Annotated in this window: 9 protein-coding genes; 5 read left to right on the top strand and 4 right to left on the bottom strand. The window is 71.2% G+C overall.

Features of this window, described 5'->3' with window-relative positions; translation table 11 throughout:
• Nucleotides 1-103: 103 nt before the first annotated feature.
• Nucleotides 104-403 carry a hypothetical protein gene (locus VLK66_RS02030; protein ID WP_325307468.1) on the top strand — a complete coding sequence of 100 codons (300 nt, stop codon included), beginning with the start codon at nucleotides 104-106 and terminating at the stop codon, nucleotides 401-403.
• A gap of 181 nt (nucleotides 404-584) precedes the next feature.
• Nucleotides 585-1733, top strand: a complete 1149-nt coding sequence (locus tag VLK66_RS02025) for a sensor histidine kinase (protein ID WP_325307466.1) — start codon at nucleotides 585-587, stop codon at nucleotides 1731-1733.
• A 425-nt stretch (nucleotides 1734-2158) separates the two neighbouring features.
• Here the strand turns inward: VLK66_RS02025 and VLK66_RS02020 are convergent, their stop codons facing one another.
• From VLK66_RS02020 to VLK66_RS02005, 4 genes are all read right to left on the bottom strand, one after another.
• Nucleotides 2159-2569, bottom strand: a complete 411-nt coding sequence (locus VLK66_RS02020; protein WP_325307464.1) for a hypothetical protein — start codon at nucleotides 2567-2569, stop codon at nucleotides 2159-2161.
• Nucleotides 2570-2851: 282 nt separating this feature from the next.
• On the bottom strand, nucleotides 2852-6055 hold the full coding sequence (locus VLK66_RS02015) for an efflux RND transporter permease subunit (protein ID WP_325307463.1): 3204 nt from the start codon (nucleotides 6053-6055) through the stop codon (nucleotides 2852-2854).
• A 170-nt stretch (nucleotides 6056-6225) separates the two neighbouring features.
• The gene (locus VLK66_RS02010; RefSeq protein ID WP_325307462.1) at nucleotides 6226-7380 is read right to left on the bottom strand and encodes an efflux RND transporter periplasmic adaptor subunit; all 1155 of its coding nucleotides are present in this window, start codon (nucleotides 7378-7380) and stop codon (nucleotides 6226-6228) included.
• A 28-nt stretch (nucleotides 7381-7408) separates the two neighbouring features.
• Nucleotides 7409-8869, bottom strand: a complete 1461-nt coding sequence (locus tag VLK66_RS02005; RefSeq protein WP_325307460.1) for a TolC family protein — start codon at nucleotides 8867-8869, stop codon at nucleotides 7409-7411.
• A gap of 236 nt (nucleotides 8870-9105) precedes the next feature.
• Between VLK66_RS02005 and VLK66_RS02000 the strand changes: the two genes are divergently transcribed.
• The 3 genes from VLK66_RS02000 to VLK66_RS01990 all read left to right on the top strand — a co-directional run bounded on the left by VLK66_RS02000 (nucleotide 9106) and on the right by VLK66_RS01990 (nucleotide 12194).
• Nucleotides 9106-9732 (top strand): TetR/AcrR family transcriptional regulator, encoded by a 627-nt coding sequence (locus tag VLK66_RS02000; RefSeq protein ID WP_325307458.1) that lies wholly within the window; start codon nucleotides 9106-9108, stop codon nucleotides 9730-9732.
• Nucleotides 9729-11315 carry a DHA2 family efflux MFS transporter permease subunit gene (locus tag VLK66_RS01995; protein ID WP_325307456.1) on the top strand — a complete coding sequence of 529 codons (1587 nt, stop codon included), beginning with the start codon at nucleotides 9729-9731 and terminating at the stop codon, nucleotides 11313-11315. Before VLK66_RS02000 ends, VLK66_RS01995 begins: the two co-directional genes overlap by 4 nt.
• A gap of 381 nt (nucleotides 11316-11696) precedes the next feature.
• A complete protein-coding gene (locus VLK66_RS01990; protein ID WP_325307453.1) occupies nucleotides 11697-12194 on the top strand; it encodes a MarR family transcriptional regulator in 498 nt (165 codons plus the stop codon).
• Nucleotides 12195-12216: the final 22 nt, after the last annotated feature.

Raw genomic sequence — 12216 nt, 5'->3', positions numbered from 1 at the left:
AAGTGGCCGTGCGACATCTCTTCGAGCGGACCACTCAGCACTCAGCACTCAGCACTCAGCACTCAGCACTCAGCACTACTTCCCCTTCTCTCCCGGAGCCCCCATGGCCGTCCCCGCGATCATCCACGCCGAACACAACGTCGTCCGCACGCTGCGCCGGGCTGGCGCCGTCACCCCGGACGCCGCGCGGCCGCTGATGGATTTGCGGCGGCTGGAGCAGCGCGCGGCGGAACGCCTTCTCGCGCCCGGCGTGCTGCGCGAGGCGGCGCCGGGGCGGTACTGGCTGGACGAGAACGCGTACGGCGTCTACCGCGGCGAGCGGCGCCACCGCGCGATGCTGGTCATCATCGCGATGGGCATCGTCATCCTGCTGCTGGTGATCCTGGGGATCGTGAAGATGTAGACGCACTCAGCACTCAGCTCTCAGCACTCAGCACTCAGCACTCAGCACTCAGCACTCAGCACTCAGCACTCAGCACTTCCCGCCGACAGATCCCGGCCTTACCTTCCCCCCGTCCACCCCGCACAGAACCGCCGCCGCCCGGAGACGACGTGCCTCTCGCGCCGCCGCCCGCACCGCTGCCGTGAGCGAAGACTTTCCCGTTCCCTCCGTGCGCCTGGACGAGCCGCGCGGCGAGCACATCCTGATCGCCGAGGACGACCCTGCCGCCGCGCGCATCCTCCGCCAGATCCTGCAGCAGATCGGCTACCGCGTGACGGTGGCCGAGGACGGCGCGCAGGCGCTGCGGGCGCTGGACGAGGGGCCGCCCGACCTGCTGCTGCTGGACTGGATGCTCCCCGGCATCTCGGGACTGGAAATCTGCCACCAGGCGCGGGAGCGGTGGGACCCGCTGAGCCTGCCCATCCTGATGGTGACGGCCAAGACCGACCCCGAGAGCGTCTACGCCGCGTTCGACGCGGGGGCCAGCGACTACGTGGCCAAGCCCTTCCGCGGGGCCGAGCTGCGCGCCCGCATCGCCGCGCACCTGCGCACCAAGCGGATGGTGGAGGAGCGGCGGCGGATGGAGGACCACCTCCGCGAGCGCGACCGGCTGTCCACGCTGGGGCTGCTGACCAGCGGCGTGGCGCACGACCTGAACAACCCGCTGGCGGTGATCAGCGCCCACGCGCAGATCCTGATGCGCCGCGCGCCCGACGAGGGCACCAGCGGGCAGCTGCGCGAGATCCTGGACGCGGTGGAGCGCTGCCGCCGCATCGCCGGCGACCTGCTGGGCTTCGCGCGGCGGCACCCGGTGGAGCGCGAGCCGCTGGACCTGGGCGAGGTGGTGCGCGCCACGCTGGAGCTGCGCCGCCGCGACATGGAACTGCACGGCCTCCGCACCACCGTTTCCATCCCCGGCGCGCTGCCGCGGGTGATCGCCGACCGGCACCAGATGCAGCAGGTTTTCCTGAACATCGTGGTGAACGCCGAGCAGGCGCTGGCCGGCGGCGGCGGGCGCTTCGACGTGGCGGTGGAGACCGACGCGGCGCGCGAGGCGGTGACGGTGCGCTTCACCAACGACGGCCCGCCCATCCCGGCCAGCGCGCTCCCGCACATCTTCGACCCGTTCTTCACCACCAAGCCCGAGGACGAGGGCACGGGGCTGGGGCTGGCCATCGGCCGCCGCATCGTGCAGGAGCACGGCGGCGAGATCACCGTCACCAGCGACGCCGCCGGCACCACCTTCACCGTCCGCCTCCCCGTGGAGGCGATGGCGGTGGCGGGGGATTAGGCCGTCGCGCCGCCCGGCGGGCTGCACGCCGCAACTGTAGATTCGTCGGCCGCGCGGGCTGAATGGAAGGTCGCGGACCGGCCCCCGAACCGGCGACTGAAGTCGCAGCAACAACTACGGGAAGCCTCGCAAACTGCGCGAGGCTGTTTGGCTCGGAGGCCGGTTCGGCTCGTCCTTTCATCCTCCCTATCAGGATGACGTCCTGGGGGTGATCGGACGGGCTCGATGTGGCGGACGCGCTCGTGAGGCTCGGCGCCACGGGAAGTCCGCGAAGGCGGACTGCGTGCCGTTGTAGCCGCGAGTTCACTCGCATTTTTCGCCACACCATTCTCGCATTATCATAACCAGGAACCCGAATCGACGAGCCCCGCCCGGCAGGCTGCCGGGCGGGGCTCCTCGTCTTCAGCCGTGCCGCGGGTGGGGCGTCAGCGGGCCGAGGTGATGCGGGCCACGATCTGCTGCGCGTAGTCCTTGTCCCACTGCGCCATGTTCTTGCGGGCGCTGGCCGACACGCGCGACGAGCCGTTGGTCTCGGACTTCACCTGCACGTGCACTTCCATGTTGTCGGTGCCGGTGCCGGTCCATTCGTGCTCCATCCCGTCGTGCTCGGTCTTGTGGTCGGTCACGCTGATCCCCATCGACGACAGCACGCCGGGCACGCGGCCGGCCACCGTGGCCGCCGGCTGGTTCAGCATGCTCTCGGCGCCCTGCGAGGTCAGGTAGATCCCCCCGCCCGCGCCGGCCGCCGCCACCGCCGCCGCCGCGCACCCGCCAGCCGAGGCCAGGCCCAGCGCCAGCACGGCCATCTGCCCCGCCTTGATCCACGTCCTGAGCATCGTCCCACCTCCTTCTGAAAGGACCCCACACACCGGGCCGGTCTCGCGCATCCCCGCGCGGAAGCCGCCCGCCGCCATCCCCGTGATGCGGCCAGAGCGGACCAACCCCGCTCGCAACCCGGATGCCAGTGGCGCAGGGGACAGGGGACAGGGGACAGGGGACAGGGGACAGGGGACAGGGGACAGGGAGCGAAGATGGATCGCCGCGTCTCCGGAAACACGAAAGCCGCGGAGGAGATCGGCGTCTCCTCCGCGGCTCCGCGTCTCCGCGTGAGATTTCCGTCAGTCGGCGGCCACGGGCGAAAGCTCCGGCTCGTCGATGGCGACGCGCGGGCCCTCGGCCAGCGCGGGGACGTGCACGCGGCGGCCGCGGCGCAGGCGGGCCACGAAGTCATCGAAGAGCGTGTAGACGACCGGGACCACGAACAGCGTCAGCGCGGTCGAGGTGATCAGGCCGCCGATCACCGCGTGGGCCATCGGCGCGCGCTGCTCGGCGCCCTCGCCCAGCGCCAGCGCGAGCGGGATCATCCCGAAGATCATCGCCATCGTGGTCATCACGATCGGCCGCAGGCGGGTGCGCGCGGCGGAAAGGATGGCCTCCTCGCGCGGAACGCCCCGCTCGCGGTCCTGATTGACGAAATCGACCAGCAGGATGCCGTTCTTCACCACCAGGCCCATCAGCATGATGATGCCGATCATCGACATCACGTTCAGGTTCCCCCGCGTGGTCCACAGGCCCAGCCCCACGCCGATGAACGAGAGCGGGAGCGCCAGCATGATGGCCAGCGGCTGCAGGAACGACCCGAAGAGCGAGGCCAGGATCAGGTAGATGAAGACGACGGCCAGCAGCAGCGCCTCGCCCACGTAGCCCTTGGTCTCGTTCAGGTTCTGCACGTCGCCGGTGAACACCGCGTGGTAGCCGGCCGGCAGCCCCAGCGAGCCGATCTTCGCCTCCACCGCCGCGGCCACGTCGCCCAGCGAGTAGCCGGGCAGCACGCCGGCGGAGACGGAGACCATCCGCTCCAGGCTGCGCCGCTCGATCTGCTGCGGGCCCACGCCGCTGGTGACCTGCGCGATCTGCGAGAGCGGCACCAGCGCCGCCTGCCCGGTGGCCGGGTTCATCGCCCCGGGGATGGCCAGGTTGCGCACGTCCGCCGCCGAGGTGCGCATCGAGTCCGGGTAGACCACCACCACGTCGTGCGCGTACCCCTGCGGGTCTTCCCACGTCCCCGCGCGCTGCCCGCTGAACAGCGGCTGCACCACCGAGGCGACCGACTCGATCCCCAGCCCCGCGGCGGCCGCCTGCTCGCGGTTCACGGTCACGTTCAGCTGCGGCAGGTCGCCCTCGTCGCTGCTCTGCGGCTCGGCGGTGCCGGGAACCGAGCGGATGGCCTCGAGCACCTGGTTGGCGGCCATCTTCAGCTGCCGCTCCTCGGGCCCCTGCACGTTCACGATGATCGGCTGCCGCGACCCCTGCTGGAAGATGCTGGGCGAGCCGCTCACCGACGCGCGGACGCCGGGGAGCTGCCGCAGCTTGCCGCGCAGCTCCGTCTGGATCTCCTGCTGCGTGCGGTTCCGCTCCCCCGCCGGCTTCAGCTTCACGTAGATCGAGCCGTTGTTCGGCGTCCCCCGGAAGCCGCCGCCGACCGAGAGGTAGGTGAAGTCCACCTCCGGGAGCCGGCGGAGGAACTTCGCCACGTCCTGCCCGCGCCCCACCGTGTACTCCAGCGACGACCCCGGCGGGGTGCGGAAGCCCACGTTGAACTCGCCGCCGTCGAAGTCCGGCATCCAGGTGAAGCCCAGGCTTCCCAGGATGAACCACGCCAGCACCACCGAGAGCCCCGCGCCGCCCATCACCTTCCAGCGGTGGTGCAGGCTCCACTTCAGCCAGTGCGGATACCGGTCCGCCAGTACCTCGAAGCGGTCGTTGAACCAGAAGGCGAAGCGCCGGATGGGGCCCACCTTCCGCCGCCCCCCCGCCCCGTGCCCGTGCGCCGCCCCGTGCTCCACCTCGGGGTCCGGCCACACGCTCGAAAGCATGGGGTCCAGCGTAAACGAGACGAAGAGCGAGACCAGGACGGCGAACGCCACGGTGACGCCGAACTGCATGAAGATCTTCCCGATCATCCCCCCCATGAACGCCACGGGAACGAACACCGCGATCACCGCCAGCGAGGTGGAGGTCACCGCCAGCCCGATCTCGCTCGTTCCCTCGCGCGCCGCGCGGTGGTGGTCCTTCCCCATCTCGATGTGGCGCACGATGTTCTCGCGCACCACGATGGCGTCGTCGATCAGCAGGCCGATGGCCAGCGACAGCGCCAGCAGCGTCATGGTGTTCACGGTGAAGCCGAACATCCACATCACGAAGAACGCGGAGATGATCGACACCGGCAGCGTGAGCCCGGTGATCACCGTGCTGCGCCAGGAGTTCAGGAACAGGTAGATGATGGCGATGGTGAGGACGGCGCCCAGCAGGATGGTGAGCTGCACGTCGGCCAGCGACTCGCGGATGCGGTGGCTGTCGTCGCGGATGACGGAGATGCGCACGTCTTCCGGCAGCTGCCGGCGCAGCTCGTCCACCGCGGCGCGCACCCCGTCCGCCACCTCCACGGTGTTCGACCCGCTCACCTTCAGGATGTCGAGCGAGACGGCTCGCGTGTCGTTCATCAGCGCGGCGCTGCGCACGTCGGCCGTCGCGTCCCTCACGTCCGCCACCTCGCCCAGGAGCACGGGAACGCCGCCGCGGACGACCACGGGGATGGAGGCGAACTCGCGCGGGTCCTCCACGCGGCCCATCACGCGCACCAGCCGCTCGCCCGAGCCGCGGGTCACGCGGCCGGCGGGAACCTCCTGGTTCTCGGCCTGCAGCGCCGCCGCCACCTGTGCGGGCGACACGCCGTACGAGCGCATGGCGTCGGGCTTCAGCTCCACGCGGATCTGCCGGCTGGCGCCGCCCACCACGTTCACGCCGCCCACCCCCTGCACCGCCTCGATGCGGGTGGAGATGGTCTGCTCGGCCAGGTCGGTCAGGTCGCGCACCGGCCGGTCCGTGCTCTGGATGGCGATGGACATGATCGGCCGGTCGTTGGGATCGAAGTGCTGGATGACCGGGTCGTCGATGTCGCGCGGCAGCGAGCGGCGGATGCGCGCCACCTTCGACTGCACGTCCTGCTGCGCGTCGGCCACGTCCACTCCCAGCTTCAGCCGCAGGCGGACGATGGAGATCCCCTCCAGGTTGGTGGACGAGAGCTCGTCGATCCCCTGCACCGTGTTCAGCGCCTCCTCGATGGGGCGGCTGACGTCGCGCTCCATGCTCTCGGCGCTGGCGCCGGACCACGAGGTCTGCGCGATCACCACGGGGTAGGTGACGTCGGGGTACTCGTCGATGGCGAGGCGCTGGTAGCTCACCACGCCGAGCACCACCAGCGCCACCATGAGCATGGTGGCGAACACGGGGCGCCGGATCGATACGTCGGACAGGAACATCGCCGTATGCCTGGAAGGAGTCTGCCGGCCGAGAAACCGGAGAAAAGTCCTAAGTCCTGAGTCCTAAGTCCTAAGTGCCTAGTGCCTAGTGCCTAGTGCCTAGTGCCTAGTGCCTAGTGCCTAGTAGTTCAACCACTTAGGACTTGGGACTTAGGACTCAGGACTTCTTTTTATCTTCCGCCCTGCGCTCCGCCGGCCGCCCCGCCCCGCCGCCCGGCCGCGCCGGCCATCCGCACCTGCATCCCCTTCCCCAGCATCCCTACGTTGCCGACGACGACCCGGTCGCCGGGCGCCAGGCCGTCCACCACCTGCACCACGCCCTGCGCGTCGTCGGCCAGCCCGGTGGTGACCTCGGCCACGTCGATCTTGTCGCCGGTGATGCGGTAGACGAAGGGCTTCGCGCCCTCCTTGCCCTCGTGCAGCGCGGAGGCCGGAACCACCAGCGCGTTGTCGACCACGCGCGAGACGATGCGCCCGCTGGCGAAGGTCCCCGCGCGGAGCGATCCATCGCCGTTCGGCACCTGCACGTACACCGTCACCGAGCGGGAGGAGGGGTCCACCGACGGGGCCACGCGCGCCACCCGCCCCTCGATCTGCCGCGCCCCCGCGGTGAAGTGCACCGTCTGCCCCGGCTGCACCCCCGCGGCCACGCGCTCGGGGACGGCGGCGGCCAGCTCCAGCACGTCGCCGCGCACCACGGTGAAGAGCGAGGCGCCCTTGGCCACGTGCTCGCCCGGCGACACGACGCGCTTCTCCACGATCCCGTTCACCGGAGCCACCACGCGCGTGTCGGTGACGGAGCGCGCGGTGGTGCTCAGGCGCGCGTTCGCGGCGGCCACGCGGGCGCGGGCGGCGGCCACCTCCTGCTCGCCCACGCGCACGTCGCGCTCGGGAACGGCGCCCTGGCGGTACAGGTCGCGCGTCTGGTCCAGGTTCCACTGCGCGGTGGAGAGCACCGTGCGCGCCGAGGCCAGGTCGGCCCGCGCGCTGGCGTTCTCGCCCGCCTGCTCCACCGCGCGGAAGCGCGCCATCACCTGCCCCGCGGACACGGGCTGCCCCTCGCGCACGTACACGGCGTCCAGGTCGCCCTCCAGCGCGGCGCGCACCTCGGCGCGGTCCAGCGGGTCCAGCGTTCCGGTAACGGGAACGGCGTCTTCCAGCGAAACCAGCCGCGGCGAGGCCACGTCGGCGGGCGCCAGCGTCACGCTGGGGGCGCGGCCGCCGCCGCCCGGCCCGCCCGCCCCGGGGGCGTCGGCGCCGGCGTTCTTGGAGCACGCCGCCAGCTGCAGGGCGGCCACGAGGGCGAACGGAAGAGAACGAGTCACGGTCGGTCCGGATCCGGAGATCATCAGGTCAGCGAGGGGTGGCGGCGGCGGAAGCGGCCGGGAGCGGGACGGGGCGTCCCAGCGCCCGCGAGACCTCCGCCGTCGCCAGGTACAGCCCATGGGTGGCGCGCGCCTCGTTGGTGCGCGCGGTCAGCAGCGCCAGCTGCGCGTCCTGCACCTCCAGCTGCGTCCCCAGCCCGCGGGAGAAGCGGAGCGCGGCCAGGCGGTACGCCTCCTCGGCCTCGGCCACGTTCTGGCTGCTGGCGGCGAAGATGGCCTGCGCGGCCTGCAGCGCGTTGCGCGTGTTGGCGGCCTGCACCGCGGCCGCCTCGCGCGCCTGCCGCGCCTGCGTGGCCGCGATGTCGGCCTGCGCGCGGGCCAGCGCCACGTTGCTGCGCGTGCGGAAGCCGTCGAACACCGGCCAGCTCACCTGCAGCCCCGCCGAGCGGTCGCTGAACCAGCCGCCGTTCTGCTGCGTGCACACGCGGCCGGCGTCCGACCCCGCCGGGCAGTCGATCGTCTGCAGCCTGCCGAACGAGGTGGGCAGCCCGGTGAGCGGGAAGGCCTGGTAGCCGGTCTGCAGGAAGACGGAGACGGTCGGCAGATAGTCCGCCCGCGCCGCGGTGACCGCCGCGCGAGAGGCCTCGGCGCGCAAGCCCGCCGCGCGCACCGCGGGAAGCGAGTCCAGCGCGGCCGGGTCCACCGCCAGCGCCCCCGCGCTCTCGGCCAGCGCCCGCACCTCGGCCGGCTGCAGCGCCGAGGTCAGCCGGAGCGGCGCCTCGGGGGGGAGGTTCGTGAGACGCTTCAATTCCAGCGTGGCCGCCTCGCGGTCGGCGCGCGCCTGGATGACCGCGGGCTCCAGGTTGGCCCGCGCCACCCGCGCGCGCAGGACGTCGTAGCGGCTCTGCCGCCCGGCGCGCTCCAGCTGCTCGGCCTGCGCCAGCTGCTGCTCGGCGAGCGCGAGATTCGCCTCCTGGATGCGCACCAGCCGGTCGGCCAGCAGCGCGTCGAGGTAGGCGCCCAGCACGTCCAGCGTGGCCGCCTGCCGCGTGTCGGCCAGCTCGGCCTGCGTGGCGCCGCGCGTGCGGCTGGCGCCGCGCACCCCCGCCGCCGCGCGCCCGCCCTGGTACAGCGGGACGCTCAGGTTGGCGTTGGCCGAGTAGGTGTTGGGCTGGTTGAAGATGGAGCCCACCGCCTGCGCGCGGGCGCTCTCGTACACGTGCGTGTAGGCGCCGCTGGTGTTCAGCCGCGGCAGCTGCGCGGCGCGCGCGGCGCCCAGCTGCGCCTGCGCCACGTCGGTGCGACGCTCGGCGATGCGCACCTCGTCGCCCACGGTGAGCGCGCGGTTCAGCGCGTCCTGGATGGAAAGGTTCACCGAGTCGCCCGGCGCGGGCGCGGCCTGCTGCGCCGCCACCGGCGCGGCCGCCGCGGCCAGCGCCAGCGCGCAGAGCGGGAGACGGACGAAGAAAGATCCTGCGAACGCTTGCATGTCCCGGGCGATGGGGATGAACGGACGGAAGTGCGAGTGGACAACGTGTGACGCCCGCTCCCCCGGACCGGGTTGCACTTCCGGCGGGAACGGGTGTATTCTACCCGCCGGTCGATTACCAACGGACGGGAACGAACTGCTGTATACAAACGACAGCCAGGAAAGTTTGCACGTTAAGCCGGATGCGTCAAGTAATTGACCCACCGGTCGACAACAAGAGCGAGGAGAGTCGGGAAATGACGATGGCACAGGCGGCGCCGCGCTGGCGCCGCCGCCCCGAAGACCGCCCGCGCGAGATCCTGCAGGCCGCGCTGGAGGTGTTCGGCGAGCAGGGGCTGGCCGGCGCGCGCATCGACGACATCGCCGCGCGCGCCGGGGTGGGCAAGGGAACGCTGTACCACTACTTCCCCGGCAAGGACGAGCTCTTCCGCGAGCTGGTGCGCCACACGGTGCGCGAGCTGACGGTGGGCGTCCTTCCGCCCGACGCGCCGGGAACGGCGGTGGAGCTGCTGCGCGCCTTCATGCACGGCTACTGGGCACGCCTGCGCACCCCGGGCTTCCACACCCTCTACCGGCTGATCCTGGGCGAGCTGCACCAGTTCCCCGAGCTCACCCGCTTCTACGCCGACGAGATCGCGGGAACCACGGTCGACTTCGTAGCCCGCCTGGTCGAGCGCGGGGTGGCCGCGGGCGAGCTGCGGGCGGTGGATCCGCACGCGGCGGGGCGGATGCTGGCGGCGCTCTTCACCCAGAACGCGCTCTGGGCCGCGCGCCCCGAGATCTTCCCGCACGCCGCCCAGCGGCCCGACGCCGAGGTGCTGGCCGAGCTGGAGGAGATGTTCTTCCGGGCGGTGCGGCCATGAGCACCGTGGCCATGCGGATGCCGGGCGCGGCGGAAGATCCGTACGCGCACCGCTACCTGATCGCCGCGGCGGTGTCGGTCGCGTCGATGCTGCAGGTGATCGACACGTCGATCGTGAACGTGGCCATCCCCAACATGATGGGGTCGCTGGGCGCCACCATCGACGAGATCTCGCTCGTCTCCACCGGCTACATCGTCGCCTCGGTCATCGTCATCCCCCTCACCGGGTGGCTGGGCGACTACTTCGGGCGGCGGCGCTACTTCGCGGGGTCCATCCTCCTCTTCACCGCCGCCTCGTTCTTCTGCGGCACCGCGCGCTCGCTGGACGCGCTCGTCGTGTGGCGCATCATCCAGGGTGTGGGCGGGGGGGCGCTGCTCTCCACCTCGCAGGCCATCCTCTACGAGGCCTTCCCCAAGGAGGAGGTGGGGAAAGGGCTCGCGCTGTGGGGACTGGGGGTGATGGTGGGGCCCACGCTGGGGCCGACGCTGGGCGGATGGCTGACCGACAACTGGTCGTGGCCGTGGATCTTTTTCATCAACGTGCCGCTGGGGATCATCGCGGCGCTGATGGTGATGGCGTACGTGCGCGACTCGGCCGGCGGCGGGGCGTCGCGCGGGCAGCGGGTGGACTGGACGGGGATCGTGCTGCTGACCGTGAGCGTGGGCGCGCTGCAGTGGATGCTGGAGCGCGGCGAGCGCTACGACTGGTTCGACTCGCGCCTGGTCATCGGCCTCCTCGTGGTTTCCGTCGCCGGCGGGGCGACGCTGGTGTGGCGCGAGCTCACGGTGAAGCACCCGGTGATCGACTTCCGGCTGCTGAAGCAGGTGCAGTTCACGGTGGGCACCATCATGGGGATCATCCTGGGCGCGGGGCTGATGGGCTCGGTGTTCGTGCTCCCCATCTTCCTGCAGAGCAACCTGCACATGACCGCGTGGCAGACGGGGATCGTGCTCCTTCCCGGCGCGCTCGCCACCGCGGTGGCCATGACGGTGGTGGGCCGCCTCTCGTCGCAGATGGACAACCGCATCCTGGTGGTGGTGGGCACCGCGCTGTTCGGATGGGCGATGTGGGACCTGTCGCACCTGACCACGCAGAGCGGGCCGCACGACTTCTTCTGGCCGCTGATCCTGCGCGGGTTCGGGCTGGGGCTGATGTTCATCCCCCTGACCAACCTGACCATGGCCGAGGTGAGCCAGGCCGACATGTCGCAGGCGTCGGGATTGTACAACTTCTTCCGGCAGCTGGGCGGCTCGTTCAGCATCGCGGTGATGGCATCGGCGCTCACGCGCTTCACCATGGAGAAGTACGCGGTGCTGGTGCCGCACATCTCCCTGTACGACGCCGCCACGCGCCAGCGCATCGACGGGATGGCGGCGGCCATGACGGCGCGCGGGATGGACCCGTTCACCGCGCATAAGCAGGCCATCGCCATGCTGATGCGCTCGGTGCAGGCGCAGGCCAGCGTGCTGGCGTTCGAGAAGATCTACCTGCTGAGCGGCGCCATCCTGGTGGTCTCGGCCCCGCTCCTGCTCCTCTTCCGCACCGGCCGCCCCGGCCACAAGGTGGAGATGGTGGGGGAGTAGGGGAGAAGCCACACGAAGCCAGCGGAGAACCCACCGCTGGCTCCGCTTCTTTTCGCGATGTCAGGCACTTGATCGCACCTTCCCGAGGTGACGTCATCCTGAGGCCGACCACGCAGGAACCGTCGTCCACGCAAGTGGTTGCAGGCCGAAGGATCTATCGCTGGATCGCACGTGAGCCGGGAGACGCGCATCGAACGCGGTCCCGCAGCTCACGTGCGGGACCGGCTATGGATCCTTCGGCCTGCCGGCATCAGTGAGGATACGAGTTCGTCGTGGCCGGCCTCAGGATGACGTCTTTCTGCTTCTCCCTCTGATGAACCCGCGATCGCTGACCGCTCGCGTCTTGCGACCCCTTGACGGGGTGATTACCTTAGCTCTGAGATGAACACGACGATTGACGGGGCCGCGGAGGGCGGCGAGGCGAGGGACGAGGAGACGGCGCTGGCGCTGCGGCTGTGGATTGCGCTGGCGCGGGCGCACAACGCCATCGCCACGCAGGCCGCGGCCGACGTGGCGCGGCACGGGCTGACGGTGGCCGAGTTCGGCGTGCTGGAGGCGCTGTACCACAAGGGGCCCATGCTGCTGAACGAGGTGCAGCGCCGCATCCTGGTCTCCAGCGGCGGCATCACCTACCTGGTGGACCGGCTGGAGAAGCGCGGCCTGGCCGAGCGCCGCGACTGCCCCGGCGACCGCCGCGCGCGCCTGGCCGCCATCACGCCCCAGGGCGAGGCGCTGCTGGCCTCCATCTTCCCGCAGCACGCCGCCGTGATCCGCGACGCCATGCGCGGGCTGGACGCCGACGGGAAGCGCGCCGCCACCGACCTTCTCCGCGCGCTGCTGCACGGAGCCGGGGAGGAGACGCCGGAAGAAGAGTCGTAGGGCGAAGGACCGGACCGGCGGG

Origin of the sequence: Longimicrobium sp. (assembly GCF_035474595.1) — a bacterium.
In the GTDB taxonomy this organism is placed as follows: Bacteria; Gemmatimonadota; Gemmatimonadetes; order Longimicrobiales; family Longimicrobiaceae; genus Longimicrobium.
The sequence above is the reverse complement of the archived record's forward strand: the minus strand, read 5'-3'. Positions and strand labels throughout refer to the sequence as shown.